Consider the following 26,784-nt stretch of genomic DNA (forward strand, 5'->3'; position numbering starts at 1 on the left):
CGGCTGGCTGGCGCAGCCCCTCCTACAATGCGGACACCCACCTGGGCCAAACACCCCCAAGCGCCACCCGCGTGATAAAACTCCTGAAAAACCGGCATTTCCGCGGCCTGATGGTCGGCTCCGCGCTGCTGCTGATCATCCACGTGGTGGGCACGCTGGGCTACCACCACCTGGGCCGGCCCACCGCCACCTGGATTGACAGTTTCTACATGACCTTCATCACCGTGGCCACCATTGGCTACGGCGAGACGGTGGACCTGACACACCACCCCATGGGGCGCCTCTTCACCGTGGGCATTGCCGTGGTGGGCATAGGCACCCTGAGCTACCTGTTTTCCGCCACAGTGGCCTTGCTGGTGGACAGCGATTTGAACGCGGCCCGGAGGAAACGACGCATGGAAAAAGACATCGCCCAACTCAGCGGCCACTACATCGTCTGCGGCGTGGGCCGGGTGGGCGGCAACGTGGCGCGCGAACTGGCCAAGACCGAGCGCCGCCTGGTCGTCATCGAAGCCAACCGCGCCGCGCTGGACACCTGGCTGGAGCACCACCCTGGCGTCCTGCACCTGCACGACGACGCCGCCAGCGACGACGCGCTGACCCGCGCCGGTGTTCTGGCGGCCGCTGGCGTGTTTGCGGTGACCGGCGACGACAGTCACAACCTGATGATTTCGCTGTCCGTCAAGCTGCTGAACCCCAAGTGCCGCGTGGTGGCCCGGCTGCACGACATCCGCAACGCGCCCAAGGCCAAGAAGGCCGGTGCCGACGAAATCGTCTCGCCCGACTTCACCGGCGGCATGCGCATCGCCTCGGCCATGGTGCGCCCCCACGTGGTCAGCTTCATGGACCAGATGCTGCGCACCGACGACAACCTGCGCGTGGAAGAAGTGACCGTCCCTGTCGGCTTTGCACCGCAACCGCTGGCCCGGTGCGTGAAGCGTTCACCGCACTACCTGCTGATGGCGCTGCGCCACGACGGGCAGTGGCACTTCAACCCGGCAGACGAGCAGGAAATCACTCCCGGCACCGTGCTGGTGCTGATGACCAGTCCGCAGGGCCGTGTGTTGGTGGAAGGTTTACTTCAGGTAACACTTTGACACCCCACGCGCTGGTGGCGCTGCCTACGATTCAGGGATCAACAACCCTGATGAAGAGAGGACACACCATGCGCCAACAACCACTCACCATCCTGGCTCTGGCCCCCCTGCTCGGGCTGGCACTGCTGGGCACCGCCAACGCACAGACGCAAGACGCCACGCCAAGCGCAGACCAAGCCAGCATCCAGTCCATTGATTCCATTGAGATACGCGGTGACAGGATTTACAAGCTGGCGCCGAATGAATTCAACACCTATGTGGGCACCTTCCGGCTTGACACCGGCGAAGTGCTGAAGGTATGGCAGCAGGGAACGCGCTACTACTACCAACTGGGCAAACTGCCCATGCAGGAAATGTCGGCCACATCGCCGGCGCGCTTCGTCACCCTCAATGGCGCCAAGCTGCAGTTCATGAACGACGGCAATACCGTCGTCATCAACGAAATCGACAGGATGCTGGTGGCTGTGCGCTGACAGAGCGCTGAGTCACTCATGCGCCCGGCCCGGCGTTGATGCGGGGTGTTGTTCGCCATGTGCGAACGCTGCCGACGTTCACGGCGGCTGGGCGTTGCGGCGCCCCATGCTGCACACATGAAAAACGGCCGCCAACGATGGTCGTTAGCGGCCGCCTTGTGAGTTGGTGGAGCTGGGGGGATTTGAACCCCCGTCCGCAAGCCTTCTTCGAACAGTTCTACATGTGTAGCCGTCTGATTTGAGTCTCGCCTTTTGCATCGCGCAGTGGCACGCTATGCAAAACGCCAGCAACCTATTTTCTCGGTGTGCGCTAAGTTACCCAACGCTCACCCAGCCAAATGAAGTTACCCCGCAGCCTGGACTGAAGCACCTTGAGGCGCCTCAACCCTTGCCCAGCCTATTGGCTTGCTGTTGCGAGGCTCACGTGCAATTAAGCAGCGAGTGCGAAACGTTCGTCGTTTGCAGTTAGGTTTTTTCTGCTGTTTTACGAGGTGACAGAACCTCGACATGCCCTGCTGCGCGTCCGAACCCACGTCGAAACCAGTGCAGCCCCTCACGCTGTATTTTAGTCCAGTTGCAGCAATTTCAAGAGCTGCAAGGGTTTATCTATGCTGGCATGGGCTTTCCACTGCGCCACGTCGGGCTGGCTGCTCAGGTAGCCATAGGCGGCCGCCACGGTGCGCATGCCGGCGGCGTGGCCGGCGATGATGTCGCGCTCATCATCCCCCACGTACACGCAGGCCTGCGGCGGCAGGCCCAGCTGGCGCGCGGCCTCCAGCAGCGGCGCGGGGTGTGGCTTGGCGTGCGGGGTGGTGTCACCACACACAATCGCCCCGGCGCCGCCAAAGAGGTCGGCCATGCCCTGCACGATGGGCTGCGTGTACAGGGTGGCCTTGTTGGTCACCACGCCCCAGGGCACGCGGCGGGCCTGCAGGGTGCCGATGAGCTGCGGCACGCCGTCAAACGCCTGCGTGGTGTTGAGCAGGCCGGCGGCGTAGTGGGTGAAAAACTCAGCCTTGTGGCGTTGGAATTCGTCGCCGTGCTCGGGGGTCAGTTCAAAGGCGATTTTCAGCATGCCACGCGCGCCCATGCCCACCCAGGGGCGGTAGAGGTGCAGCGGCAGCGGCGCCAGGCTGCGCGCGAGGCGCATCTGGTTGGCGGCGGCAGCCAGGTCGGGCGCGCTGTCCAGCAAGGTGCCGTCCAGGTCGAACAGCACGGCTTGGATGTCAGCAAACATCAGGCGGCGGGTTTCTGCGTGGCAAACAGGTAGTTGACGCTGGTATCGTCACTGAGCCAGTAGCGCTTGGTCAGCGGGTTGTATTCCATGCCACGAGTGCGGTGCAGTTCCAGCCCGGCGGCACGGCAGTGGCCGGCCAGCTCGCTGGGGCGGATCATCTTGGCGTATTCGTGCGTGCCGCGCGGCAGCAGGTTCAGCACGTACTCGGCGCCAACGATGGCAAACAAAAAAGACTTGGGGTTGCGGCTGATGGTGGAAAAAAACACCCAGCCACCCGGCTTGACCAGTTCGGCGCAGGCGCGCACCACGCTGGCCGGATCGGGCACGTGCTCCAGCATTTCCATGCAGGTCACCACTTCAAAGCTGGCTGGGGCTTCGGCTGCCAGCTGCTCCACGGCAATTTCCTGGTAGCGGATATTGGGCGTCTGGGCCTCCAGCGTGTGCAGTTCGGCCACCCTCAACGCCTTGGTGGCCAGGTCGATGCCCAGCACGTTGGCGCCCCGGCGCGCCATGCTGTCGGCCAAAATGCCGCCGCCGCAGCCCACATCCAGCACTTGCTTGCCAGCCAGTGGGGCCAGGCTGCTGATCCAGTCCAGCCGCAGCGGGTTGATCTGGTGCAGCGGGCGAAATTCGCTGTTCGGGTCCCACCAGCGGTGGGCCAGTTCCGAGAATTTGGCCAGCTCGGCGGGGTCGGCGTTTACGGTTCCTGTCATGCAGTGATTATCGGCGACCCCAAAAGCACAAAACCCGCCGAAGCGGGTTTTGTGAGCTAAGCAGCAGGCTGCTTAGTTGTTGCGCGTGCCAACCACTTCGATTTCCACGCGACGGTTCTTCGCGCGGCCTTCGGCGGTCTTGTTGTCGGCCACAGGCTGCTTCTCGCCCTTGCCTTCGGTGTACACACGGTTCTTTTCGATACCCTTGGTCACCAGGTAGGCCTTGACGGCTTCGGCGCGGCGCACGGACAGCTTCTGGTTGTATTCATCGGTGCCCACCGAGTCGGTGTGGCCCACGGCGATGATCACTTCCAGGTTGATGCCCTTGACCTTGTCGGACAGGTCATCCAGCTTGGCCTTGCCTTCGGGCTTCAGCACAGCCTTGTCGAAGTCGAAGAAGGCGTCAGCGGCAAACGTCACCTTGCTGGCCACCGGGGGTGCCGGGGGAGCAGGCGGTGCCGGCGGCTTGACCGCAGGAGCCGGGGCGGGCGGCGGCGGCGGGGGGGGCGGCGGGGGCGGGGGCACCCATGCACCATCGCAACCCTTGGCGGCCGTGGCGGGCGTCCAGAACGCGTCGCGCCAGCAGTATTCATTGGTCCCGTTCTTCCAGACGAGTTCTCCAGTGCCGTTCTGCCAGTTGTCAATCTTGTTGCCACCGTCGGCTGCCACGACACGCGTTTGAGCGCCTGCGACCGTGGTCAACGCAGCGGCAGCAAACAAAATTGCCACTTTGTTTAGTTTTCTCATCGGTTCTCCTCTTGGGGAAAAAGCCGCAGCAGGGCTGCGAGGGAAATTGACGCTCTAAATGACCATCACCTAAAACGCTTCAAACATTGTGCCACAGGGTTACATGCGAACAACCTAAAAACAACACTTTGGCAGGCCAAGCAACACTGAGGAAACTGCCTGTTGCAGCAATGCGACAGACCCGGGACCGTAGAATGTAAGGTTGCCTCTGCTATCGCACTCACGCTTATTTTTTCCAGATGACCCAGTTCGCCAAAGAAACACTGCCCATCAGCCTTGAAGAGGAGATGCGGCGCAGTTACCTGGATTACGCGATGAGCGTGATCGTGGGCCGCGCCCTGCCCGATGCGCGTGACGGCTTGAAGCCGGTGCACCGGCGCGTGTTGTTCGCGATGCACGAGCTGAACAACGACTGGAACCGGGCCTACAAGAAGTCCGCGCGTATCGTTGGCGACGTCATCGGCAAGTACCACCCCCACGGTGACCAGTCGGTGTATGACGCCATTGTGCGCCTGGCGCAGGATTTTTCAATGCGCCACATGCTGGTCGATGGCCAGGGCAATTTCGGCTCGGTGGACGGCGACAACGCCGCCGCCATGCGTTACACCGAAATCCGCCTGGCCAAGATCGCGCACGAGATGCTGGCCGACATCGACAAGGAAACCGTCGACTTCGGGCCCAACTACGACGGCTCGGAACGCGAGCCGCTGGTGCTGCCCAGCAAGCTGCCCAACCTGCTGCTCAACGGCTCGGGCGGCATCGCCGTGGGCATGGCCACCAACATCCCGCCGCACAACCTGAACGAGATCGTCGACGGCTGCCTGCACCTGCTGCGTAACCCGCAGGCGACGATTGACGAGCTGATGGAGATCATTCCGGCGCCGGACTTCCCCACCGCCGGCATCATCTACGGCATCAATGGCGTCAAGGAAGGTTATCGCACCGGCCGCGGCCGCGTGGTGATGCGCGCCAAGTGCCACTTCGAAGACATCGACAAAGGCCAACGCCAGTCCATCATCGTTGACGAGCTGCCCTACCAGGTCAACAAGAAGACGCTGCAGGAGCGCATGGCCGAACTGGTGCACGAGAAGAAGATCGAGGGCATCAGCCACATCCAGGACGAGAGCGACAAGTCCGGCATGCGCCTGGTGATCGAGCTCAAGCGCGGCGAAGTGCCCGAGGTGGTGCTGAACAACCTGTACAAGCAGACGCAGCTGCAGGACACCTTCGGCATCAACATGGTGGCGCTGGTCAACGGCCAGCCCAAGCTGTGCAACCTGAAGGACCTGGTGGAGGTCTTCCTGGACCACCGCCGCGAGGTGGTGACGCGGCGCACCGTGTTCAACCTGCGCAAGGCGCGCGAGCGCGGCCACGTGCTGGAAGGCCTGGCGGTGGCGCTGGCCAATATTGACGACTTCATTGCCATCATCCGCAACGCCCCCACCCCGCCGGTGGCGAAGGTGGAGCTGATGAGCCGCCCGTGGGACAGCAAACTGGTGCGCGAGATGCTGACGCGCACGCGCACCGACGGTGGCGTGATCAACGCCGACGACTACCGCCCCGAAGGCCTGGACAAGACCTACGGCATGGGCAAGGACGGCCTGTACCGCCTGAGCGACACCCAGGCGCAGGAAATCCTGCAAATGCGCCTGCAGCGCCTGACCGGGCTGGAGCAGGACAAGATCGTGGCCGAATACAAAGAGGTGATGGCCGAGATCGAAGACCTGCTGGACATCCTGGCCAAGCCCGAGCGCGTGTCCACCATCATCAGCGAGGAGCTGGCCCACATCAAGCAGGAGTTCGGCCAGACCAAGCTGGGCGCGCGGCGCAGCCAGATTGAGCACAGCGCCTACGACCTCAGCACCGAAGACCTGATCACCCCCACCGACATGGTGGTCACGCTCAGCCACAGCGGCTACATCAAGAGCCAGCCTCTGGGCGAGTACCGGGCTCAAAAGCGCGGCGGGCGCGGCAAGCAGGCCACGCAGACCAAGGAAGACGACTGGGTTGACCAGCTCTTCATCGCCAACACGCACGACTACATCCTGTGCTTCAGCAACCGCGGCCGCCTGTACTGGCTCAAGGTGTGGGAAGTGCCGCAGGGCTCGCGCGGCTCGCGCGGGCGCCCGATCGTCAACATGTTCCCGCTGCAAGAGGGCGAGAAGATCACCGTGGTGCTGCCGCTGACCGGCGAGAAGCGCAGCTTCCCGGCCAGCGCCTATGTGTTCATGGGCACCAGCATGGGCACGGTGAAGAAGACCTCGCTGGACGAGTTTTCCAACCCGCGCAAGGCCGGCATCATTGCCGTGGACCTGGACCCGGGTGACTTCCTGATCGGCGCGGCGCTGACCGATGGCGCGCACGACGTGATGCTGTTCAGCGACGGCGGCAAGGCGGTGCGCTTCGACGAAAACGACGTGCGCCCGATGGGCCGCAATGCGCGCGGCGTGCGCGGCATGACGCTGGACGACAGCCAGAGCGTGATCGCCATGCTGGTGGCGGAAGACGAACAGCAAAGCGTGCTGACCGCCACCGAAAACGGCTTTGGCAAGCGCACGCCGATCGGCGAGTACACGCGCCATGGCCGCGGCACCAAGGGCATGATCGCCATCACCCAGAGCGAGCGCAACGGCAAGGTGGTGGCCGCAACGCTGGTGCACACCGACGACGAGATCATGCTGATCACCGACAAGGGCGTGCTGGTGCGCACCCGGGTGAGTGAGATTCGCGAGCTCGGAAGAGCAACACAAGGCGTCACGCTGATAGGCCTGGATGAGGGGTCCAAACTCAGCGGATTGCAACGCATCGTCGAAAACGATGCCAATGACACCCTGTCCGGCACGCCGGACGACGATTCAACCACAGAGGAAAACCCATGATGAAAAAGGCATTGCTGGCAGCGCTGGTGATTGGCGCTGCAGCAGCAACCATTCCGGCCCAGGCGCAGACGAAGAAGGAGCTGGTGCAAAAGTTGATGACGCTGCAGCAGCCCGGCGTTGACGCGCTGATCCGCAACCTGGTGGCGCAGCCGGTGCAACGCATCATCGGACCGATGATGCCCGTGCTCTCCGCCCAGGTGCCCGCCGACAAGCGGGAAGCGCTGAGCAAGCAGATTGACGCCGCCGTCAAGAAGTACGAAGACGAAACCGTGCCACTGGTACGCGCCGAGGCGCTGAAGCTGGCGCCGACCAATGCCGCCGCCTTCGAGGAGAAGTTCAACGAAGAGGAACTGAAAGTCCTGATCGCCTGGCTGGAGTCGCCGGTGAACAAGAAATTCCAGCAGGTGCTGCCGGACATCCAGAAGAGCTATGTGGAAAAGCTGGTGGCCCAATCCGCCCCGGCGGTGGACCCCAAGCTCAACGACCTGAACAAGGCCGTGCACGCCGCTGCGGATCCCTACCTGGGTGCAGCCGCCAAGCCGGCCGCAGCCGCTTCGGCCGCCAAGCCCAAGGCCAAGGCCAAGAGCGAAGGCAAGTAAGACCACCCCGCCAATGCAGCAACGCCCCTACAACTTCTCCGCCGGCCCGGCGGCCATGCCGCTGGAAGTGCTGCAGCAGGCGGCGGCGGAGATGTGGGACTGGCAGGGCAGCGGCATGGGCGTGATGGAGATGAGCCACCGGGGCAAGGAGTTCACCGCCATCTACCAGCAGGCCCATGACGACTTGCGCGACTTGCTGGGGGTGCCGGCGCACTTCAAGATCCTGTTCATGCAGGGGGGCGGTCTGGCTGAAAACGCCATCGTGCCGCTGAACCTGATGGCGCGCTCGGGCACGCCGCAGGCTGATTTCATCGTCACCGGCAGCTGGAGCCAGAAGTCCGCCAAGGAGGCCCAGCGCTACGGCTCGGCCCAGGTGGCGGCCAGCAACGCCGATGACCACCACACCCGCATGCCTGCGCCCACCAGCTGGCAGTTGCGCGCGCGCACCAGCTACGTGCACATCTGCGGCAACGAAACCATACACGGCGTGGAATTCGCCGAACTGCCCGACCTGAAGGCGCTGGGCTGTGACGCCCCGCTGGTGGTGGATTTCTCCTCGCACGTGGCGTCGCGCGCGGTGGACTGGTCACGCGTGAGCCTGGCCTTCGGCGGTGCACAGAAGAACCTCGGGCCCGCCGGCCTGACGCTGGTGGTGGTGCGCGAAGACCTGCTGGGCCAGGCCCTGCCCATCTGCCCCAGCGCGTTTGACTACAAGACGGTGGCCGACAACCACTCCATGTACAACACCCCGCCCACCTATGCCATCTACATGGCCGGGCTGGTGTTCCAGTGGCTGAAGCGCCAGGGTGGCGTCGCCGCCATGGAAGCGCTTGCCATCGCCAAGTCGCAACTGCTGTATGGCGCCATAGACCAATCCCAGTTCTACGTGAACAAGGTCGCGCCGGATTGCCGCTCGCGCATGAACGTGCCTTTCTTCCTGCGCGACGAATCGCGCAACGACGCCTTCCTGGCCGGCGCCAAGGCGCGCGGCCTGTTGCAGCTCAAGGGCCACAAGTCCGTGGGCGGCATGCGCGCCAGCCTGTACAACGCCATGCCGCTGGATGGCGTGCAGGCGCTGGTGGACTACCTGAAAGACTTTGAGCGCAACGCCGCCTGATCACGCGACCTGCCGCGAAAGACCGTTAACCCCATGTCCAAGACCCTGCCCGAGCTGCGTGTGGAAATCGACGCCCTGGACGAGCAATTGCTGGCGCTGCTGAACCAGCGCGCCCGCGTGGCCGAACAGGTGGGCGAGATCAAGCGCCGCGAAGGCACCCCCTTCTTCCGCCCGGACCGCGTGGCCCAGGTGATAGACCGCCTGCAGCACAGCAACCCCGGGCCGCTGCTGGACAACCATGTGGCCTCGGTGTGGCGCGAGATCATGTCGGCCTGCCTGGCGCTGGAGGCGCCGCAACGGGTGGCGGTGCTGGGGCCGGCCGGCACATTCTGCGAGCAGGCCGCCATCGAGTTTTTTGGCAGCGCGGCCAACCTGATCTATTGCGCCAATTTTGACGAGGTATTCCACGCCACCGCGGCCGGCACCACCCAGTTCGGCGTCGTCGGCATGGAAAACTCCACCGAAGGGGTGGTGGCGCGTTCGCTGGACCTGTTTTTGCACTCGCCAGTGCACGTGGTGGGCGAGGTCAGCCTGCTGGTGCGCCACAACCTGCTGCGCCAGGAGAATTCGCGCGAAGGCATCGAGGTCGTGATGGCCCACCCGCAGGCGCTGGCACAGTGCCAGGGCTGGCTGTCGGCCCACCTGCCGCATGCAGAGCGCCGCGCCGTCTCCAGCAATGCCGAGGGCGCCCGCTTGGCCGCCACCAACCCGGCCTGGGCCGCGCTGGCCAGTGAGCGGGCCGCGGCACAGTTTGGCCTGCACATCGTCGCCCACGCGATCCAGGACGAAGCCTACAACCGCACCCGCTTTGCGGTGATCTGCCTGCCCCAGACGCTGGGCACGCCACCGCCCTCATCCAACGACTGCACCAGCCTGATCGTCTCGGTGCCCAACCGTCCCGGCGCGGTGCACGACCTGCTGATGCCACTGAAGGCGCATGGCGTGTCCATGACGCGCTTTGAATCGCGTCCGGCCCGCTCGGGCCAGTGGGAGTATTATTTTTACATCGACGTGCAGGGCCACACCTCGCAACCGCATGTGGCGGCAGCACTGAAGGACTTGCAAGGGCTGTGCGCGTTCTACAAGGTGCTGGGCTCGTACCCAGTCAGTGAATAATGAGGCCGAAGACAACAAAGGCACGGGATGTTTGAACAACTGGGGGTCATCGGTTGCGGTTTGATGGGCGGCTCGTTCGCGCTGGCCATGAAACGCGCCGGCCTGGTCAAGCGCGTGGTGGGCTACAGCAAGTCGCCCTCCACCACCGAGCGCGCCCGCCAGATGGGCGTGATTGACGTCGAGGCCCCCTCGGCGTTGCTGGCCGTGTCGGGTGCCGACATCGTGCTGGTGGCGGTGCCGGTGTCGGCCACCGAGGCCACCTTCAAGGCCATCAAGCACCTGGTAACCCCGCAAATGCTGGTGATGGACGTCGGCTCCACCAAGCGCGACGTCATCGACGCCGGCCGCCGCGCGCTGCGCGAGCAGGTGGGCTCCTTCGTGCCGGCACACCCGATCACCGGCAAGGAAGTGTCGGGCGTGGAGCACGCCGATGCCGACCTGTTCCACGGCCGCCAGGTCATCCTGACACCCATAGAGCGCACGCTGACCACCCAGCTGCAAAAGGCGGTGGACGTGTGGTCCGCCTTGGGCTGCAAGGTGCTGAAGATGTCACCCGAGGGGCACGATGCGGCCTTTGCCGCCGTCAGCCACCTGCCACACCTGATTGCCTTTGCGCTGATGAATGCCATCTCGGGCCAGCCTGCCGGCGCTGATTTCCTGTCGCTGGCCGGTCCCGGCTTTCGCGACTTCACCCGCATCGCCGCCAGCGACGCCAAGGTGTGGCGCGACATCATGGTGTCCAACCGCGAAGAACTGCTGGGGCAGAGCAAGATCTTCCTGCGTAACCTGCAAGCCATTGAATTGATGCTGACCACCGGCAACGGCGAGGCCCTGGAAGGCCTGATCGAGCAAGCCAGCCTGGCGCGCGCCAACTGGTCGATGAACAAGAACAACAAATAACAGCTGCGCTTCGTGACGCTCAATGTTCGCTACCGAATTTCTTGACCTTCCCCCTTTGACGACGGCGGGCGGCACCGTCACCCTGCCCGGCTCCAAAAGCATTTCCAACCGCGTGCTGCTGCTGGCCGCCATGAGCCAGGGCCAGACCACGCTGCACGATGTGCTGGACTCCGACGACACCCGCGTGATGCTGGACGCGCTGCGCGCCCTGGGCTGCGGTGTTGCCGTCAACGGCAGCACGGTGCGGATTGACGGCCTGGGCGGTCAGTTGAAGAACACCGCCGCCAAACTGTTCCTGGGCAACGCGGGCACGGCCATGCGTCCGCTGACGGCCGCGCTGGCCGTGCTGGGTGGCGACTTTGAGTTGAGTGGCGTGCCGCGCATGCATGAGCGCCCCATTGGCGACCTGGTGGACGCGTTGCGCCAATTGGGCTGCACGGTGGACTACCTTGGCAACAGCGGCTTTCCGCCGCTGCGCATCGGCACCGCCCAGCTGCGGCTGGACGCGCCGATACGCGTGCGCGGCGACGTCTCCAGCCAGTTCCTCACCGCGCTGTTGATGGCGCTGCCTTTGGTGGCCCAGCAAGACATACGCATCGAGGTCGTCGGCGAGCTGATCTCCAAGCCCTACATCGAGATCACGCTGAAGCTGCTGGCGCAGTTCGGCGTGGCCGTGCAACGCGATGGCTGGGCCGGGTTCACCATTCCCGCCGGCTGCCGGCTGCAATCGCCCGGCAGCCTGCATGTCGAGGCCGATGCCTCGTCGGCCAGCTACTTCATCGCGCTGGGCGCCATTGCGCCCCCCACGCCCAAAACGGACGGCGTGCGCATCAACGGCGTGGGCGCGGACGCCATCCAGGGTGACATCCGCTTCATCGAGGCCGCCCAGGCCATGGGTGCCGTGGTCGAGAGCGGTCCGAACTGGTTGAAGGTGTCGCGCGGCGCCTGGCCGTTGAAGGCGATCGACCTGGACTGCAACCACATCCCCGACGCCGCGATGACGCTGGCGGTGATGGCCTTGTATGCCGACGGCACCACCCGGCTGCGCAACATCGCCAGTTGGCGCGTGAAAGAGACCGACCGCATCGCCGCCATGGCCGCCGAGCTGCGCAAGCTGGGCGCCATGGTGGAAGAAGGCGCGGACTACATCGCGGTCGCGCCCCCGGCCAGTGCCAAGGATTGGCGCGCCGCCAGCATCCATACCTACGACGACCACCGGGTGGCCATGTGTTTCTCGCTGGCCACCTTCAACCCGGCGCGGCTGCCGGTGCGCATCCTGGACCCGAAATGCGTGGCCAAGACCTTCCCCGACTACTTTGAGGCGCTGTTTTCGGTGACGCAGACGCCGACGGGTTTGATCCCGGTGCTGTGCATGGACGGCCCCACCGCCTCCGGCAAGGGCACGCTGGCGGCCGTGCTGGCCCGGCAGCTGGGCTACCACTTCCTGGATTCGGGCTCGCTGTACCGCATCACCGCGCTGGCCGCACGCCAGGCCGGGCTGACGCTGGACGCCGCTGGCGAGCCGGCCATCGCCGTGCTGGTGGGCCAGTTGAAGATTGAATTCACCGGCGGCCGGGTGCTGCTCAATGGCCACGACGTCAGCGAGGTAATCCGCACCGAGGAAGCCGGCATGAACGCCTCCAAGGTGTCCGCCCTGCCCCAGGTGCGCCTGGCCCTGGTGGACCTGCAACACGGTTTTCGCCGCCTGCCTGGCCTGGTGGCCGACGGGCGCGACATGGGCACGGTGATCTTTCCGCAGGCGCCGCTGAAGGTGTTTTTGACCGCCAGCGCCGAACGCAGGGCCCAAAGACGGCATAAGCAGTTGATTTCAAAGGGAATTCCTGCTATACTGGAAGACCTTCGCAATGACTTGGAGGCGCGCGACTTGCGGGACTCGTCCCGTGCAGTGGCGCCCTTGAGGCCTGCTGAAGACGCCTTGCTGATGGACAACTCGGACCTGACGGTTGAGCAATCGTTGGAGACCGTGCTGACTTGGTGGCAAGGCCGGCAGCCATTCAAGCTCGTTTGAAAAAGCGGTTTGCACGGCGGCCATACAAGGCCCAACTGGCTCCCCTCGCGCCGCAGGCGCACTGGCCGGTTGGATAGTGCAACGTAACCCGCGGACCATCCGCAAAAAACTGCCGTCGACAGCTATCCCCCAGCAGCAATGGTGCTGCTGAAACGCCACGCCCGATACAACGCCGTGGACGCTGCCGAAGGTACAAGGAAACTACATGTCTGAATCTTTTGCCGCCCTCTTTGAAGAATCGCTGCAGCGCTCCGAAATGCGCACCGGTGAAGTCATCACCGCTGAAGTCGTGCGCATCGAACACAACTTTGTCGTCGTCAACGCCGGTCTGAAGTCCGAAGCGTATGTGCCGATCGACGAGTTCAAGAACGACAAGGGCGAAGTCGAAGTCCAAGTGGGCGACTTTGTCTCGGTGGCCATCGACGCCATCGAAAACGGCTATGGCGACACCATCCTGTCGCGCGACAAGGCCAAGCGCCTGGCGTCGTGGATGAGCCTGGAAAAGGCCCTGGAATCCGGCGAATTCGTCACCGGCACGACCAGCGGCAAGGTCAAGGGCGGCCTGACCGTGCTGGTCAATGGCATCCGCGCCTTCCTGCCCGGCTCGCTGGTGGACACCCGCCCGACCAAGGACCTGTCTCCGTACGAGAACAAGACCCTGGAATTCAAGGTCATCAAGCTGGACCGCAAGCGCAACAACGTGGTGCTGTCGCGCCGTGCCGTGGTGGAAGCCAGCATGGGCGAAGAGCGCGCCAAGCTGATGCAGACGCTGAAGGAAGGCTCCGTGGTGCAAGGCGTGGTGAAGAACATCACCGAATACGGCGCCTTCGTGGACCTGGGCGGCATCGACGGCCTGCTGCACATCACCGACATGGCATGGCGCCGCGTGCGCCACCCGTCTGAGGTGGTGCAGGCTGGCCAGGAAATCACCGCCAAGATCCTGAAGTTCGACACCGAAAAGAACCGTGTCTCGCTGGGTCTGAAGCAGATGGGCGATGACCCGTGGATGGGCGTGAACCGCCGCTACCCGCAAGGCACGCGCATGTTCGGCAAGATCACCAACATCGCCGACTACGGCGCGTTCGTGGAACTGGAACCCGGCATCGAAGGCCTGGTGCACGTGTCTGAAATGGACTGGACCAACAAGAACGTGGCCCCCTCCAAGATCGTGTCCCTGGGCGACGAAGTCGAAGTCATGGTGCTGGAGATCGACGAAGACAAGCGCCGCATCAGCCTGGGCATGAAGCAGTGCAAGGCCAACCCGTGGCAAGAGTTCGCGCAGAACACCAAGCGCGGCGACCGCGTCAAGGGCCCGATCAAGTCCATCACCGACTTCGGCGTGTTCGTCGGCCTGGCTGCCGGCATCGACGGCCTGGTGCACCTGAGCGACCTGAGCTGGAACGAGCCGGGCGAAGCCGCCGTGCGCAACTACAAGAAGGGCCAGGAAGTGGAAGCCCTGGTGCTGGCCGTGGACGTGGACCGCGAACGCATCAGCCTGGGCATCAAGCAGCTGGACTCCGACCCGTTCACCACCTTCGTGTCGATCAACGACAAGGGCCAGATCGTGACCGGCAAGGTCAAGACCGTGGATGCCAAGGGCGCTGAGATCGACCTGGGTGAAGACGTCATCGGCTACCTCCGTGCCTCCGAGATCAGCCGCGACCGCGTGGAAGACGCGCGCAACGTGCTGAAGGAAGGCGACGAAGTGACGGCCGTTGTGGTCAACGTGGATCGCAAGACCCGCAACATCCAGCTGTCCATCAAGGCCAAGGATGCGGCTGACCAGGCTGACGCCATGGCCACGCTGAGCCAGAACTCGGCGCGTGAAAACGCCGGCACCACCAGCCTGGGCGCCCTGCTGCGCGCCAAGCTGGACAACAACAACTAAATCGTTGTATTGGCGCCGCACCGGGCGCGACACGGCAGCACAGACCGCGAGGTTTGTGCTGCAATGTCCGTCCGGTTGCCCAAAATCTCTCCTTCCCTAAATTCATGACGCGTTCCGACCTCGTTGAAGAGCTGGCTGCCCGCTTCGGCCAGCTGACACACCGCGATGCCGAATTCGCCGTCAAGGCCATCCTTGACGCCATGAACGACGCGCTGGTGCGCGGGCACCGCATCGAAATCCGTGGCTTTGGCAGCTTCTCCATCAACCGCAGGCCGCCCCGCATGGGTCGCAACCCGCGCAGTGGCGAAAGCGTGGCCATTCCCGAGAAACGCGTCCCCCACTTCAAGCCGGGCAAGGCCCTGCGTGAAGCGGTGGATGAGCGCACGGCAGTGCTGATGGGACAGGACAAGGCGACGACGGGTTGACCGTCCTCGCCTTCACGTGACGACGGCCGCTCTTGCGGCCGTTTTCTTTTCAGCTGTGCCTTTTGCGTTGACGTGGCTCCACAGCGCGGTGGCCTGAAGCGTCGGGCCACGATGCGGAACTGGCAATCTCACCTTTCTTCAGCAAGGGAGTAGCCGAAGCGCAATGCCCAAATGAAGGCTCCCTCATCCGCCCGGCGGTGCGGGAGAGGGCGGGGGGAGTGAGTGGGGGAAAGCCAGGCACCGCAGCTAGAATCAACCGGTCACAGAGGAGATCGATGAAACATCTGCTGTGGCTGCTTAAGTGGATGCTTAAGGCAGCCATTTTCTTCACGCTGTTCGCCTTTGCGCTGAACAACCAGCAGGACGCCACCGTGCAGTTCTTCTTCGGCACCCACTGGCGCGCGCCGCTGGTGCTGGTGGTGCTGGCCGCCTTCACGGCGGGCGTGGTGATTGGCGTGCTGGGCATGGTGCCGCGCTGGTGGCTGCAGCGCAGCAAGGCCTCGCAGGCGCGCCAGGCGCTGACCACCGAGCGCGTGACCACGGTCTCCCCTCCACCCCATGGACTTTGACCTCAGCTGGCTGCTGCTGGGCCTGCCGGTGACCTTCATGCTGGGCTGGCTGGCCTCGCGGCTGGACCTGCGCCAGCTGCGCATCGAAAACCGCCAGGCACCCAAGGCCTACTTCAGGGGCCTGAACTTCCTGCTCAACGAACAGCAGGACCAGGCCATTGACGCCTTCATCGAAGCGGTGCAAAACGACCCCGACACCTCGGAGCTGCATTTCGCCCTGGGCAACCTGTTTCGCCGCCGCGGCGAGTACGAGCGCGCGGTGCGGGTGCATGAGCACCTGCTGTCGCGCGGCGACCTGAGCGCTGTCGACCGGCACCGCGCCCAGCATGCGCTGGCGCTGGACTACCTGAAGGCCGGCCTGCTGGACCGCGCTGAGGAAGCCTTGCTGAAGCTGGAAGGCACGCCCTTCGAGGCCGAGGCCCGCCTGGCGCTGCTGGCCAACTACGAGCGCTCGCGCGACTGGGCGCAGGCGGCCCAAGTGGCGCAAAAACTGCAGACTGCCGGCCAGGGCAGTTTCAGCAACCGGCTGGCACACTACCTGTGCGAGCAGGCCGGCACACTGGTGGCGGCCAATGCGCCGGACAAGGCGCGCGCCGTCTACGAGCAGGCCATCGCCACCGCACCCGACGCGCCGCGTGCGCGCATGGAACTGGCCCAACTGCATGAGCGCCTGGGCGACCCGCTGGCGGCCTACCAGGAGATGGAAAAGGCCTTGCCGGCCGCGCCTGCGGCGCTGCCGCTGATGGCGCCGCTGCTGGCGCAGTTTGCCATCGCCAGTGGTGAGACACTGAATGCGCTGGAGCTGATGAAAACGGCCTATGCCCAATCGCCGTCGCTGGATGTGCTGGAAGCCATCGTGGCGCTGGAGGCCACGGTGGAAGGCCCCAGCCAACCGGCGCGCGACTGGTATGTGCAGCACCTGCAGCACGAGCCTTCGCTGGTGGCGGCGGCCAAATGGATCGCCGGCGAAAAGCTGGAGCACGAGCAATTCCACCCGCAGGTGCAGCGCGCGCTGGACCACGCGGTGAAACCTTTGACGCGCTACCGCTGCGCCGCCTGCGGTTTCGAGGCCAAGCAGCATTTCTGGCAATGCCCGGGCTGCCAGGCCTGGGACAGCTACCCGGCGCGGCGTGTGGAAGAGCTCTGAGCCAGCGCACACACATACCCCTGAAGAATTCCCGAAGAACAAATTGCTGCGAAGATTGCCTTCATGCCTGTAACCAAGAAAACCCTGTCCAAAGCCCGCGTGCTGGTGGTGGGCGACGCCATGCTGGACCGCTACTGGTACGGCCCCGTGGACCGCATTTCGCCCGAGGCGCCGGTACCCGTGGTGCGTGTGACGCGCGAGGAAGAGCGCATAGGCGGCGCCGCCAACGTGGCCAGCAACGTGGTCAGCCTGGGTGCCAAGGCCTCGCTGTTGACCGTGGTGGGCGATGACGACAACAGCCACAAGCTGGAAGCGCTGGTGGCCAAGACCGGCATCACCCCGCACTTCGGGCGCGACCCCGAGCTGCAGACCACGGTGAAGCTGCGCATCATCGGCCGCCAGCAGCAGCTGATACGGCTGGATTTTGAGAACACGCCCAAGAACGAGGTGCTGGCCTCGCAGTCGGCCGCCTTCAAGGCCCAGTTGCCGCAGCACGACGCGGTGCTGTTCTCCGACTATGGCAAGGGCGGCCTGGCCCACGTGGTGGACATGATTGACGGCGCCCGCGCGGCGGGCAAGAGCGTGCTGATCGACCCCAAGGGCTCGGACTACTCGCGCTACCGCCACGCCAGCGTCATCACGCCCAACCGCGCCGAGTTGCAGCAGGTGATAGGCAGCTGGCGCAATGAAGAAGACTTGCAGACCAAGGTGCACAACCTGCGCCAGGAACTGGGGCTGGAAGCAATTCTGCTGACGCGCAGCGAGGAAGGCATGACGCTGTTCGACTCCGAAGGCCAGATCAGTGTGAAGGCTGCGGCGCGCGAGGTGTTCGACGTCACCGGTGCCGGCGACACCGTGATCGCCGCCATGGCCGCGCTGGTGGCCGCGGGCCTGAGCCTGCGCGATGCCATGCCGCACGCCAACCGGGCCGGCGGCATCGTGGTGGGCAAGTTTGGCACCGCCACCGTCAGTTTTGACGAGTTGTTCCCCTCCCGCGCACACCACTGACACAGGACCCAGCCATGGCCAAGATCGTTGTCACCGGCGCCGCCGGTTTCATAGGCAGCAACATCATCAAAGGCTTGAACGCACGCGGGATGGACGACATCATCGCCGTCGACGACATGACGCAGGGCGACAAGTTCCGCAACCTGGCCGACTTGAAGATCGCCGACTATGTGGATGCGGACGATTTCTATGAACCCTTCGCCCACGGCGCCTACGGCCAGGTCGAGGCGGTGTTCCATGAGGGCGCCTGTAGCGACACCATGGAGCAGGACGGCAAGTACATGATGCGCAACAACTACGGCGTGTCCTGCGATCTGTTCCACGCCTGCCAGAAAAGGGGCTCGCGGCTGCTGTACGCGTCGTCTGCCGCCACCTATGGGGGCTCGGACAACTTCAAGGAAGAGCCGGCCTACGAGCACCCGCTCAACGTCTATGGCTACTCCAAGCTGCTGTTCGACCAGCGCATGCGGCGCGAATGCGGTGTTGACTTCGAGCGCTGCCGCACGGGCCGGCTGACCCAGGTGGCGGGTTTCCGCTATTTCAACGTCTATGGCCCGCGTGAGCAGCACAAGGGGCGCATGGCCAGCGTGGCCTTCCACCAATTCAACCAGTTCAAGGCGGAGGGCAAGGTCAAGCTGTTTGGCGACTACGGCGGCTATGCCGCCGGCGCGCAGATGCGCGACTTCGTGTACGTCGACGATGTGGTGGCGGTCAACCTGTGGTTCTTCGACCACCCGGACCAGTCCGGCATCTTCAACCTGGGCAGCGGCCGGGCGCAGCCGTTCAACGACGTCGCGCACGCGGTGGTCAACGCCTTGCGCGCGCGCCAGAACGAAACGCCGCTGGCGCTGGCCGACATGGCCACAGCTGGCCTGGTGCAGTACGTCCCGTTTCCGGACGCGCTGCGTGGCAAGTACCAGTGCTACACCCAGGCCGACCTGTCGGCGTTGCGCAAGGCCGGCTGCAACCACAGCTTTGCCGATGTGCAGACCGGCGTGACGCAGTACATGGCCTGGCTGGCGCAGCAGGCTTGAGCGGCTCCGGGGACGACGGCAACAGCAAGGGCAAGCCCTAGCCGTCAACGGCCAGGGATGGTGTAGCGTTGTGGACTGGCTGGGCGCACGCGGCCCGGTCGGGCAACCGGAACGCCACATTCATCCACCCACAGGAGCTTCTCGCATGTTGAAGAAAATTCTGGCCATCCTGGCCATGCTGTATGCCTTTGCCGCCTTTGCGGCCGTGGACGCCAACACCGCCAGCGCCGCCGACCTGGATGGCGTCAAGGGCATTGGCCCGGCCATTTCCAGCAAAATCATTGAAGAGCGCAAGAAGGGCAACTTCAAGGACTGGAATGACCTGATCACGCGCGTCAAGGGCATTGGCGAGGCCAGCGCCGCCAAGCTGTCCACTGCGGGCCTGACCGTCGCCGGCGCCTCTTACGCCGGTGCACCCGCTGCCGCGCCGGCCGCGAAGAAGGAAGACAAGCCGGCTGCTGCCGCCAAGGCGGCTCCAGCGCCCGCGCCGGCGGCACCGGCCCCGGCGCCCGCCCCCGCCGCGGAAAAGAAAGACAAGGCCGCTGACGCCAAGGCTGACAAGGAAGCCGCCAAGAAAGCCAAGGCCGAAGAAAAGCAAAAGAAGGCTGACGACGCCAAGGCCAAGAAGGAAGCAGCCAAGGCCGCCAAGGCTGACGCTGCCAAGCCTGCCGCCAGCGCCGCCAAGCCTGCGGCCAGCGCTGCCAAGAAATAAACTGGCGCCACAGTGAAAAAGCCCGCTCAGGCGGGCTTTTGCTTTTCCAGGGGGCTTAACTGACCGTGTCTGGCGGCGCAGCCGGCGCCTGCGCCAGCAACTGGCCCACGCGGGCATTCAGCTGGAAGCCGTGCCACTGCTCCACCACGCCCGCACCCAACGCGCGCGACAGTGCCCAGTTGCCCTGGCGAGCCTTGCCCTCCAGCAGCATGGCCTGCTCGGCCATGGCCAGGGCACCGCTGATGCGGGCCGCGCCCTTGATGCGGTGCGCCATCGACACCACCGCCGTCATGTCTTCGCTCGCCAGCGCCTGCTCCAGTGCTTCCACGCTGGTGAGCATGCTGGTGAAAAACGTCTGCAGCACCGAGCCCATCATCCGGGTATCGTCGCGAAACATGTCGCCCAGCACCCGTTCGTCAAACACCGGCAGCACCTCGGTGGGCGGCAAACCGGTGAGACCGGGGGAGCTGGCGGAAGTCATGCGGTTGCTTGAAAAATGAGGCTGCATGCCTCAAGCACGCTTGCGCGAGTCGCTGACCAGCCGGGGCTCCTGCGCCAGCTTCAGCGGCTGGCCCAGCACCCGCACGCGCGGCCTGCGCTCGCCCATGGGTTGGGTCACCAGGATATCGACATCGACCCCTGACGGGGGCTGGGTGGAGGCCAGGCCCTCGTCCGGCACCTCCTGCGGCCCGGCCTTCGAGTTGCCGAATTCACCCAGGGGCAGGCTATCGCCACGGGCCAGGCCATGCAGGTTGGCGGCCGAAGCCGCCACCACCAGCGCGAGGAAAAGGGCCAAGGCAATCACCAGGAAGTTGGTCAGTATCAGCATGTCATTCTCCACACCAGCGCTGGGGAGCGCCAGCAGTTTTTTGGCCACACGCCCCAGGATGGGGCGCTTGAAAGTCAGGGGTTCGCAGCCTGAACACCGGCTGCCGAACTGTCAAAAAGGATTGTCGAAGGGGGGGATTTCAGCTCCGTGTCGCGGCTGGTCGGGTTTGTATCGTTTGTATCAGCGCCGTTGACGCCATAATTGCGCTTGCTCATGAGTACCGACAAACCTTATCTGCTGCTGGTGGAGGACGAGGCCACCCAACGCCAGGTCCTGACCCAGTACCTGTCGGCCAACGGTTTCCGGGTGGCCGCCGTGGCCAATGGCGCGCTGATGCGCGAGGCCCTGGTCGCCGAGATGCCGAACGCTGTGCTTTTGGACATAGGTCTGCCTGGGGAAGACGGCTTTGCGTTGGCGCGCTGGCTGCGCGAGCGCCACCCTCTGCTGGGCGTGATCATGGTGACCGGCGCCACCGACTCGGTGGACCGCATCGTGGGCCTGGAAACCGGCGCCGACGACTACGTCACCAAGCCCTATGACCCGCGCGAACTGCTGGCCCGCATCAAGAGCCTGCTGCGCCGCACCCAGACCCAGCGGCCAGCGGCCCCTGCCGCCGCCGGCAGCCAGGCCCAGACGCCGCTGCGCATAGGCCGCTGCCTGTTCGACCGGCAAAAACGCACGCTGGTGGCCGACGACGGCAGCGAGCAGCCGCTGACCGCCACCGAATTCGACCTGCTGGACCTGTTCTGCCAGCACCCCAACCGCCCGCTGACCCGCGAATGGCTGCTGGAGACCACCAGCCGGCGCGACTACGACGGCAGCGACCGCAGCATAGACCTGCGCATCACCCGCCTGCGCCGCAAGATCGAGGTCGATCCGGACAAGCCGCAGGCGCTGCGCACGGTGCGGGGCGTGGGGTACATGCTGGCTTTGGAGTCCTGAGTCCGCCTTCTGGAGCTTTGCTGCTTCGTTGGCGGGGCTCCGCAGCGCGGTAGCCTGTGTTTGGCTCCCTCCCCGGTGTAAAGGTCCGCTGCGCGGACTGCCCTCCGGTGCTCGCCCCAGCCGGGAAAGCGTGCAAACTCGCTCCCTTCGGTCGCTCAAACAGCACGCTTTCCGATCCGTCTGGGGCTGCGCTCCTCGGCTTCACACAGGGGTCCCTTCCGCCAAGCACAGGCTACCGCGCTGCTTTTTGGTTAACGGGGTGTTTAAGGCGTGAAGCTACTTCAATAACTTGAAGCGCTGGGCGTGCGGTGCGGGACTGGCAATCTCACAGTTCCCAGTAAGGGAGTAGCCGAAGTGCAATGCCCAAATAAAGGCTCCCTCTTCCGCCCGGCGGGGCGGGAGAGGGCGGGGGGAGTGAGTGGGGGAAAACTCAGACCGTGCAGGCGTCTAACATCACGTTGGTCATGGTGCCGTAGACCTGGTTCCAGGCCTGGCGCACCTCGGGGGTGAAGTCGTCGCCCAGGCCTTGCGACAGCGTGGCCAGCAGGGCTGAGCCGACGGTGGCGTAGTGGGCCGGCTTGACGCCATAGGTCTCATGGCGCTGCCCCAGGCCTTGCAGGATGGGGATCAGCGTTTCCAGGTCGCTGAGCTTGCCGACGGCGGCGCTGATCATCTGCATCAGCTTCTTGCCCTGGGCCTGCATGTCGCCGCGAAACATCGCGCGCAGGCTGGGGTCCAGCTTGAACAGGTTGTTGTAGAACAGCTCGGCGGCTTGCGGGGCAATGGGCATGACCTTGACCCAGCTGGCCTGCACGAGCTTGATGGTTTCTTCGTTCATTTTTTATCCTTGGTGTGTGACAGAAAGCAGTTGCCGTGATGTGTTGTTGTGGTGGCGATGGCGGGCTCAGCCCCAGACCTGGCCGAACATGTCCACCACCTCGACATGGGTGTATTGGGAGGCGAAGTCCAGGCAGTCCGACAGCAAGTCGGATGCAAACAGACAAAAGCCGCCGCGGCGGGGAAAGACATAGAAGGCGTTTGGCATGGTGGTGACTCCGTGTGACAGCGATTGGGATCAATTGTGTGCAGCACGGGTATCAGCGCCATGTCATGGCCTGCGGACTTTGTATCGTTTGTATCGCCGCAAGCGCTATTGAATCAGTAGCAATAGCGTCAAGTTTTCGGACCATGAGGCGATGGCATGGCCCAGCCATGCGAGCCCGTCGCACAGACCGGCAATGGCTCTTCAGGATGTCAGCGCAGCCAGGGCGGACAGCAGTTGCTCGCGCGCGAAGGGCTTGGTCAGCACCGCATCGGGCACGCTGCCATCTGGCGCGGCGATGGCCTCCCCGGTGACACCGGTCAGCAGCAGCAAGCGGGTGGCGGCCAGACTGGGCTCGGCGCGCAGCGCCAGCATCAACTCCAGCCCATTCATGCCGGGCATGTGCAGGTCGGAAATGACCACGTCCGGTGGCGACGCCAACGCCGCTTCCAGGCCAGCGCGGCCGTCGCCCGCCACCCGCACCGCATGGCCCTCCATGCGCAGCAACATGGAGACCGTGGTGCGTATGGAGGGGTCGTCGTCGACGACCAGCACGTTGGACATGGGCGGCATTGTAGGCCGGCCATGCCCGTGCGCATCAGCCGCCAGTCATCGTGCCGAAGCCGCCGCCGCCCGGCGTCTGGATCTCGAACACGTCACCGGCCTGCATGTCCACCTGGGCAATGTGCGCCAGGTCTTCCACGACGCCGTTGGCGCGCAACACGCGGTTGCGCCCCACTTCGCCGGGCCCGCCACCCGCAGCGCCGAAGGCGGCGTGCACGCGGCCGTTGGACAGGATGCTGGCCGTCATCGGCTCCAGGAAGCGCACGCGCCGGGTGCCGCCATTGCCACCGCGCCAGCGCCCTTGCCCGCCTGAGCCGGGGCGTATCTCGTAGCTGTCCAGCCGCACCGGGAAGCGGAACTCCAGCACCTCGGGGTCGGTCAGGCGCGAGTTGGTCATGTGCGTCTGCACCACGCTGGCGCCAGGGAAGCCGCCGGCCAGCCGGCCCTGCTCGTCGTACACGCCACCGGCACCGGCGCCGCCGGAGATGGTCTCGTAGTACTGGTAACGCTGGTTGCCGAAGGTGAAGTTGTTCATGGTGCACTGGCTGGCCGCCATCACGCCCAGGGCGCCGTACAACGCATTGGTGATGCAGCTCGACGTCTCCACATTGCCCGCCACCACCGAGGCCGGTGGATTCGGGTTCAGCATGGAGCCGGCCGGGATGATCACTTTCAAGGGCTTCAGGCAGCCGGCGTTCAGCGGGATGTCGTCGGCCACCAGTGTGCGAAACACATACAGCACCGCGGCCATGCAGACCGCCGTGGGTGCGTTGAAGTTGTTGGTCAGCTGGGGCGAAGTGCCGGTGAAATCGATCTCGGCGCTGCGCGCGGCAGCGTCCACCCGTATCGCCACCTGGATCTGCGCGCCGTTGTCCAGCTTCAGCGTGAAACCGCCGTCCTTCAGCCGGGTGATGACGCGGCGCACCGATTCCTCGGCGTTGTCCTGCACATGGCGCATGTAGGCCTGCACCACGTCCAGGCCGAACTCAGCCACCATCTTGCGCAGCTCCTGCTGGCCCTTTTCGTTGGCGGCAATCTGCGCCTTCAGGTCGGCCAGGTTCTGCTGCGGGTTGCGGCTGGGGTACTCGCCGCTTCGCAGCAGCGCCAGCATGGCGGCTTCCTGCAGCACCCCCTGGGCCACCAGCTTGACGTTGTTGATCTGCACGCCCTCCTCCTCCACGCGGGTGGAAAACGGCGGCATGGAGCCGGGCGTGGTGCCGCCGATGTCCGCATGGTGCCCCCTGGAGCCCACGTAGAACAGGGGTTTGTCACCCACCACCTCATTCAGGTACACCGGCGTGATCACCGTGATGTCGGGCAAGTGCGTGCCCCCGTGGTACGGATCGTTCAGCACGTAGACGTCGCCGGGTTTCATCTGCCCGGCGTTCTCGCGTATCACCGTCTTGATGCTCTCGCCCATGGAGCCCAGGTGCACCGGCATGTGCGGCGCGTTGGCGATCAGGTTGCCCGCGGCGTCAAACAGCGCGCAGCTGAAGTCCAGCCGCTCCTTGATGTTGACCGAATGGGCGGTGTTCTGCAGTTGCAACCCCATCTGCTCGGCGATGTTCATGAACAGGTTGTTGAACACCTCCAGCAGCACCGGGTCGGCGGTGGTGCCGGCGGCAAAGCGGGTGGCGCGCGGCGTGCGCCGCGTCAGCAACAGGTGGTCCAGGCCGGTCAGCTCGGCTTCCCAACCCGGCTCCACCACGGTGGTGGCGTTCTTCTCGGCGATGATGGCCGGGCCGCTGACCAGGTCGCCCGGCTGCAGGTCTTCGCGCACCACCAGCGCGGCATCCACCCACTCGCCGCCGCTGTACATGGGCACGGTCTCGCGCACCGCGCCGCTGGCGTGCAGGTCGCGTGGCGCGTGCACCGGGTGGCGCGGCTCGGCCGGGGCGTCACCGGCAATCACCGCCTCCACCGACACCGCCTCCACGATCAAGCCCTTGCCGTGCATCAGGAAGGCAAAGCGCTGGCGGTAGGCGGCCTCGAAACCGGCCTCGATCTGTGCGATCTGCTGTTGCGCGCTGTCGCCGCCCGGCGTGAAGGCCACCACCAGTGCGCTGTCGCTGCCCTCGTAGCGCACATGCACGCGCCGGTGCACCACCAGCGCGCCGCGGCTGGCCTGCTGGCCCCGCAGCTCGGCGCTGGCCTGGGCGGCCAGCGCATCCAGGCGGGCAAGCACCTCGGGCAGCGCTTGCTCGCCCAGGCGCAACTCCACCGCCTGCTCGCGCATCACCGCCTGGTCGGCCAGGCCCATGCCGTAGGCGCTGAGCACACCCGCCAATGGGTGCACGAAGACGCGCGTCATGCCCAAAGCGTCCGCCACCAGGCAGGCATGCTGCCCGCCAGCGCCGCCGAAGCATTGCAAGGTATAGCGCGTGACGTCGTACCCGCGCGCCACCGAAATCTTCTTGATGGCGTTGGCCATCTGCTGCACCGCGATGCTGATGAACCCCTCGGCCACCTGCTCGGGCGCGCGGCCAGTCTGCGCCGCCAGCGTGGCGAATTTCTGCCGCACCACGTCACCGTCCAGCGGTTCGTTGCCGGCGGGGCCGAAAACCGGGGGGAAGTAGCGTGGCTGTATCTTGCCCAGCATCACATTGGCGTCCGTCACAGCCAGCGGGCCGCCGCGCCGGTAGCTGGCCGGCCCGGGGTTGGCGCCGGCACTGGCCGGCCCGACGCGAAAGCGCGCGCCGTCAAACGCCAGGATGGAGCCACCGCCGGCCGCCACGGTGTGGATGCTCATCATGGGCGCGCGCATGCGCACGCCGGCCACCTGGGTCTCGAACTCGCGCTCGAACTCGCCGGCATAGTGCGACACGTCGGTGGAGGTGCCGCCCATGTCGAAGCCGATCACCTTGGCCTGGCCGGCCAACGCTGCCGTGCGCGCCATGCCGACGATGCCACCGGCCGGGCCGCTGAGGATGGCGTCCTTGCCCTGGAAGGTGCGCGCATCGGTCAAGCCGCCGGAGGACTGCATGAAGAACAACGCCACGCCCGGCATCTCGGCCGCCACCTGGTCCACATAGCGGCGCAGGATGGGCGACAGGTAGGCGTCCACCACCGTGGTGTCGCCCCGGCTGACGAACTTCATCAGCGGGCTGGTCTGGTGCGAAGTGCTGACCTGGGTGAAGCCGACCTCCACCGCGATGCGCGCCGCCGCCTGCTCGTGCGCGGTGTAGCGGTAGCCGTGCATGAAGACGATGGCCAGGCTGCGCAGGCCGGCGTCAAACTGCGCCTGCAACTGGCGCCGCAACGCCGCCTCGTCCAGGGGCTGCACCAGCTCGCCGCGCGCGCCCACACGCTCGTCGGCCTCCACCACGGCGCTGTACAGCAGCTCGGGCAGCTGGATGTGGCGGTCGAACAGGCGCGGCCGGTTCTGGTAGGCAATGCGCAGCGCATCGCGAAAACCCCGCGTGGTGACCAGCAGCGTGGGCTCGCCCTTGCGCTCCAGCAGTGCGTTGGTGGCCACGGTGGTGCCCATCTTCACGCACTCCACCAGTTCAGGCGTGACCGGTTGGCCGGCTTTCAGGCCCAACAGGTGGCGTATGCCGGCCACGGCAGCGTCGCGATACTGCTCGGGGTTCTCCGACAACAGCTTGTGGGTGACCAGCGTGCCGTCCGGCCGCTTGCCCACCACGTCGGTGAAGGTGCCGCCCCGGTCGATCCAGAACTGCCAGCGCGCCGCGTCAGAAGGGGTGTTGCTTTGCATGG

25 protein-coding genes and 1 other RNA gene are annotated in these 26,784 nt (G+C 65.2%); 16 read left to right on the forward strand and 10 right to left on the reverse strand.

The genetic code is table 11. The annotated features are described in order from the left end of the window. Positions 1-71 precede the first annotated feature (71 nt). Both AC1DX2_RS08965 and AC1DX2_RS08970 read left to right on the forward strand, forming a co-directional pair. On the forward strand, positions 72-1,097 hold the full coding sequence (locus AC1DX2_RS08965; RefSeq protein ID WP_477195991.1) for a potassium channel family protein: 1,026 nt from the start codon (positions 72-74) through the stop codon (positions 1,095-1,097). 68 nt (positions 1,098-1,165) lie between these two features. After that, positions 1,166-1,570, forward strand: a complete 405-nt coding sequence (locus AC1DX2_RS08970) for a hypothetical protein (protein WP_477195992.1) — start codon at positions 1,166-1,168, stop codon at positions 1,568-1,570. Positions 1,571-1,734: 164 nt separating this feature from the next. Here AC1DX2_RS08970 and ssrA read toward each other — a convergent pair. From ssrA to ompA, 4 genes are all read right to left on the reverse strand, one after another. Beyond that, positions 1,735-2,123: a transfer-messenger RNA gene (ssrA, locus tag AC1DX2_RS08975) on the reverse strand. Positions 2,124-2,135: 12 nt separating this feature from the next. Continuing rightward, positions 2,136-2,807, reverse strand: coding sequence for an HAD-IA family hydrolase (locus AC1DX2_RS08980; RefSeq protein WP_477195993.1), 672 nt, complete (start codon positions 2,805-2,807; stop codon positions 2,136-2,138). Then, on the reverse strand, positions 2,807-3,520 hold the full coding sequence (gene ubiG / locus AC1DX2_RS08985) for a bifunctional 2-polyprenyl-6-hydroxyphenol methylase/3-demethylubiquinol 3-O-methyltransferase UbiG (RefSeq protein WP_477195994.1): 714 nt from the start codon (positions 3,518-3,520) through the stop codon (positions 2,807-2,809). The genes AC1DX2_RS08980 and ubiG overlap by 1 nt, the downstream gene beginning before the upstream one ends. A gap of 72 nt (positions 3,521-3,592) precedes the next feature. Beyond that, entirely contained in the window at positions 3,593-4,267 is a 675-nt protein-coding gene (ompA, locus tag AC1DX2_RS08990) for an outer membrane protein OmpA (protein ID WP_477195995.1), read from the reverse strand. Positions 4,268-4,506: 239 nt separating this feature from the next. Here ompA and gyrA point away from each other — a divergent pair, with 239 nt between their 5' ends. The 13 genes from gyrA (at position 4,507) to AC1DX2_RS09055 (ending at position 19,690) form a co-directional block, all read left to right on the forward strand. Beyond that, the gene (gyrA, locus tag AC1DX2_RS08995) at positions 4,507-7,146 is read left to right on the forward strand and encodes a DNA gyrase subunit A (protein ID WP_477195996.1); all 2,640 of its coding nucleotides are present in this window, start codon (positions 4,507-4,509) and stop codon (positions 7,144-7,146) included. After that, positions 7,143-7,745: a DUF2059 domain-containing protein gene (locus AC1DX2_RS09000; protein ID WP_477195997.1), complete on the forward strand. Its 603-nt coding sequence runs from the start codon at positions 7,143-7,145 to the stop codon at positions 7,743-7,745. The genes gyrA and AC1DX2_RS09000 overlap by 4 nt, the downstream gene beginning before the upstream one ends. Positions 7,746-7,758: 13 nt before the next feature. Continuing rightward, positions 7,759-8,862 carry a 3-phosphoserine/phosphohydroxythreonine transaminase gene (gene serC, locus AC1DX2_RS09005; RefSeq protein ID WP_477195998.1) on the forward strand — a complete coding sequence of 368 codons (1,104 nt, stop codon included), beginning with the start codon at positions 7,759-7,761 and terminating at the stop codon, positions 8,860-8,862. A gap of 33 nt (positions 8,863-8,895) precedes the next feature. Then, positions 8,896-9,978 carry a prephenate dehydratase gene (pheA, locus tag AC1DX2_RS09010; RefSeq protein ID WP_477195999.1) on the forward strand — a complete coding sequence of 361 codons (1,083 nt, stop codon included), beginning with the start codon at positions 8,896-8,898 and terminating at the stop codon, positions 9,976-9,978. Between the two features lie 27 nt (positions 9,979-10,005). Beyond that, positions 10,006-10,878 (forward strand): prephenate dehydrogenase, encoded by an 873-nt coding sequence (locus AC1DX2_RS09015; RefSeq protein ID WP_477196000.1) that lies wholly within the window; start codon positions 10,006-10,008, stop codon positions 10,876-10,878. 22 nt (positions 10,879-10,900) lie between these two features. Beyond that, complete coding sequence (locus AC1DX2_RS09020; protein ID WP_477196001.1) at positions 10,901-12,907, forward strand: bifunctional 3-phosphoshikimate 1-carboxyvinyltransferase/cytidylate kinase; 2,007 nt, start codon at positions 10,901-10,903, stop codon at positions 12,905-12,907. 205 nt (positions 12,908-13,112) lie between these two features. Beyond that, positions 13,113-14,795 (forward strand): 30S ribosomal protein S1, encoded by a 1,683-nt coding sequence (rpsA, locus tag AC1DX2_RS09025; protein ID WP_477196002.1) that lies wholly within the window; start codon positions 13,113-13,115, stop codon positions 14,793-14,795. Positions 14,796-14,899: 104 nt separating this feature from the next. Next, positions 14,900-15,220 carry an integration host factor subunit beta gene (locus AC1DX2_RS09030; RefSeq protein WP_477196003.1) on the forward strand — a complete coding sequence of 107 codons (321 nt, stop codon included), beginning with the start codon at positions 14,900-14,902 and terminating at the stop codon, positions 15,218-15,220. 275 nt (positions 15,221-15,495) lie between these two features. Then, the gene (locus tag AC1DX2_RS09035) at positions 15,496-15,789 is read left to right on the forward strand and encodes a LapA family protein (RefSeq protein ID WP_477196004.1); all 294 of its coding nucleotides are present in this window, start codon (positions 15,496-15,498) and stop codon (positions 15,787-15,789) included. Beyond that, positions 15,779-16,936: a lipopolysaccharide assembly protein LapB gene (lapB, locus tag AC1DX2_RS09040; protein ID WP_477196005.1), complete on the forward strand. Its 1,158-nt coding sequence runs from the start codon at positions 15,779-15,781 to the stop codon at positions 16,934-16,936. The genes AC1DX2_RS09035 and lapB overlap by 11 nt, the downstream gene beginning before the upstream one ends. A gap of 63 nt (positions 16,937-16,999) precedes the next feature. Beyond that, positions 17,000-17,944 (forward strand): D-glycero-beta-D-manno-heptose-7-phosphate kinase, encoded by a 945-nt coding sequence (gene rfaE1 / locus AC1DX2_RS09045; RefSeq protein ID WP_477196006.1) that lies wholly within the window; start codon positions 17,000-17,002, stop codon positions 17,942-17,944. A 14-nt stretch (positions 17,945-17,958) separates the two neighbouring features. Further along, a complete protein-coding gene (gene rfaD / locus AC1DX2_RS09050) occupies positions 17,959-18,978 on the forward strand; it encodes an ADP-glyceromanno-heptose 6-epimerase (RefSeq protein ID WP_477196007.1) in 1,020 nt (339 codons plus the stop codon). Between the two features lie 145 nt (positions 18,979-19,123). After that, entirely contained in the window at positions 19,124-19,690 is a 567-nt protein-coding gene (locus AC1DX2_RS09055; protein WP_477196008.1) for a ComEA family DNA-binding protein, read from the forward strand. Between the two features lie 55 nt (positions 19,691-19,745). Here AC1DX2_RS09055 and AC1DX2_RS09060 read toward each other — a convergent pair whose 3' ends face one another. Then, the gene (locus AC1DX2_RS09060; RefSeq protein WP_477196009.1) at positions 19,746-20,171 is read right to left on the reverse strand and encodes an Hpt domain-containing protein; all 426 of its coding nucleotides are present in this window, start codon (positions 20,169-20,171) and stop codon (positions 19,746-19,748) included. 30 nt (positions 20,172-20,201) lie between these two features. Continuing rightward, complete coding sequence (locus AC1DX2_RS09065; RefSeq protein ID WP_477196010.1) at positions 20,202-20,519, reverse strand: hypothetical protein; 318 nt, start codon at positions 20,517-20,519, stop codon at positions 20,202-20,204. A 213-nt stretch (positions 20,520-20,732) separates the two neighbouring features. Between AC1DX2_RS09065 and AC1DX2_RS09070 the strand changes: the two genes are divergently transcribed. After that, entirely contained in the window at positions 20,733-21,461 is a 729-nt protein-coding gene (locus AC1DX2_RS09070) for a response regulator (RefSeq protein WP_477196011.1), read from the forward strand. A gap of 430 nt (positions 21,462-21,891) precedes the next feature. Here AC1DX2_RS09070 and AC1DX2_RS09075 read toward each other — a convergent pair whose 3' ends face one another. The 4 genes from AC1DX2_RS09075 to AC1DX2_RS09090 form a co-directional block, all read right to left on the reverse strand. Then, positions 21,892-22,299: a globin family protein gene (locus AC1DX2_RS09075; RefSeq protein WP_477196012.1), complete on the reverse strand. Its 408-nt coding sequence runs from the start codon at positions 22,297-22,299 to the stop codon at positions 21,892-21,894. Between the two features lie 66 nt (positions 22,300-22,365). After that, a complete protein-coding gene (locus tag AC1DX2_RS09080; protein ID WP_477196013.1) occupies positions 22,366-22,506 on the reverse strand; it encodes a hypothetical protein in 141 nt (46 codons plus the stop codon). A 201-nt stretch (positions 22,507-22,707) separates the two neighbouring features. Beyond that, the gene (locus tag AC1DX2_RS09085; RefSeq protein WP_477196014.1) at positions 22,708-23,067 is read right to left on the reverse strand and encodes a response regulator transcription factor; all 360 of its coding nucleotides are present in this window, start codon (positions 23,065-23,067) and stop codon (positions 22,708-22,710) included. A gap of 34 nt (positions 23,068-23,101) precedes the next feature. Continuing rightward, positions 23,102-26,782 carry a hydantoinase B/oxoprolinase family protein gene (locus AC1DX2_RS09090; protein ID WP_477196015.1) on the reverse strand — a complete coding sequence of 1,227 codons (3,681 nt, stop codon included), beginning with the start codon at positions 26,780-26,782 and terminating at the stop codon, positions 23,102-23,104. Between the last annotated feature and the right edge of the window lie 2 nt (positions 26,783-26,784).

The organism is Hylemonella sp. P2_B10, assembly GCF_056404875.1.

Bases quoted from the DNA above. Each gene is read 5' to 3' on its own strand.
- AC1DX2_RS09080 (WP_477196013.1), bottom strand. From the start codon at position 22,506: ATGCCAAACGCCTTCTATGTCTTTCCCCGCCGCGGCGGCTTTTGTCTG.
- pheA (WP_477195999.1), top strand. From the start codon at position 8,896: ATGTCCAAGACCCTGCCCGAGCTGCGTGTGGAAATCGACGCCCTGGAC.
- AC1DX2_RS09035 (WP_477196004.1), top strand. From the start codon at position 15,496: ATGAAACATCTGCTGTGGCTGCTTAAGTGGATGCTTAAGGCAGCCATT.
- AC1DX2_RS08980 (WP_477195993.1), bottom strand. From the start codon at position 2,807: ATGTTTGCTGACATCCAAGCCGTGCTGTTCGACCTGGACGGCACCTTG.
- AC1DX2_RS08970 (WP_477195992.1), top strand. From the start codon at position 1,166: ATGCGCCAACAACCACTCACCATCCTGGCTCTGGCCCCCCTGCTCGGG.
- AC1DX2_RS09090 (WP_477196015.1), bottom strand. From the start codon at position 26,782: ATGCAAAGCAACACCCCTTCTGACGCGGCGCGCTGGCAGTTCTGGATC.
- ompA (WP_477195995.1), bottom strand. From the start codon at position 4,267: ATGAGAAAACTAAACAAAGTGGCAATTTTGTTTGCTGCCGCTGCGTTG.
- rfaE1 (WP_477196006.1), top strand. From the start codon at position 17,000: ATGCCTGTAACCAAGAAAACCCTGTCCAAAGCCCGCGTGCTGGTGGTG.
- AC1DX2_RS09020 (WP_477196001.1), top strand. From the start codon at position 10,901: ATGTTCGCTACCGAATTTCTTGACCTTCCCCCTTTGACGACGGCGGGC.
- AC1DX2_RS09065 (WP_477196010.1), bottom strand. From the start codon at position 20,519: ATGCTGATACTGACCAACTTCCTGGTGATTGCCTTGGCCCTTTTCCTC.
- serC (WP_477195998.1), top strand. From the start codon at position 7,759: ATGCAGCAACGCCCCTACAACTTCTCCGCCGGCCCGGCGGCCATGCCG.
- rpsA (WP_477196002.1), top strand. From the start codon at position 13,113: ATGTCTGAATCTTTTGCCGCCCTCTTTGAAGAATCGCTGCAGCGCTCC.
- AC1DX2_RS09070 (WP_477196011.1), top strand. From the start codon at position 20,733: ATGAGTACCGACAAACCTTATCTGCTGCTGGTGGAGGACGAGGCCACC.
- AC1DX2_RS09085 (WP_477196014.1), bottom strand. From the start codon at position 23,067: ATGTCCAACGTGCTGGTCGTCGACGACGACCCCTCCATACGCACCACG.
- AC1DX2_RS09075 (WP_477196012.1), bottom strand. From the start codon at position 22,299: ATGAACGAAGAAACCATCAAGCTCGTGCAGGCCAGCTGGGTCAAGGTC.
- lapB (WP_477196005.1), top strand. From the start codon at position 15,779: ATGGACTTTGACCTCAGCTGGCTGCTGCTGGGCCTGCCGGTGACCTTC.
- AC1DX2_RS09030 (WP_477196003.1), top strand. From the start codon at position 14,900: ATGACGCGTTCCGACCTCGTTGAAGAGCTGGCTGCCCGCTTCGGCCAG.
- gyrA (WP_477195996.1), top strand. From the start codon at position 4,507: ATGACCCAGTTCGCCAAAGAAACACTGCCCATCAGCCTTGAAGAGGAG.
- AC1DX2_RS09015 (WP_477196000.1), top strand. From the start codon at position 10,006: ATGTTTGAACAACTGGGGGTCATCGGTTGCGGTTTGATGGGCGGCTCG.
- ubiG (WP_477195994.1), bottom strand. From the start codon at position 3,520: ATGACAGGAACCGTAAACGCCGACCCCGCCGAGCTGGCCAAATTCTCG.
- AC1DX2_RS09060 (WP_477196009.1), bottom strand. From the start codon at position 20,171: ATGACTTCCGCCAGCTCCCCCGGTCTCACCGGTTTGCCGCCCACCGAG.
- AC1DX2_RS09000 (WP_477195997.1), top strand. From the start codon at position 7,143: ATGATGAAAAAGGCATTGCTGGCAGCGCTGGTGATTGGCGCTGCAGCA.
- AC1DX2_RS09055 (WP_477196008.1), top strand. From the start codon at position 19,124: ATGTTGAAGAAAATTCTGGCCATCCTGGCCATGCTGTATGCCTTTGCC.
- rfaD (WP_477196007.1), top strand. From the start codon at position 17,959: ATGGCCAAGATCGTTGTCACCGGCGCCGCCGGTTTCATAGGCAGCAAC.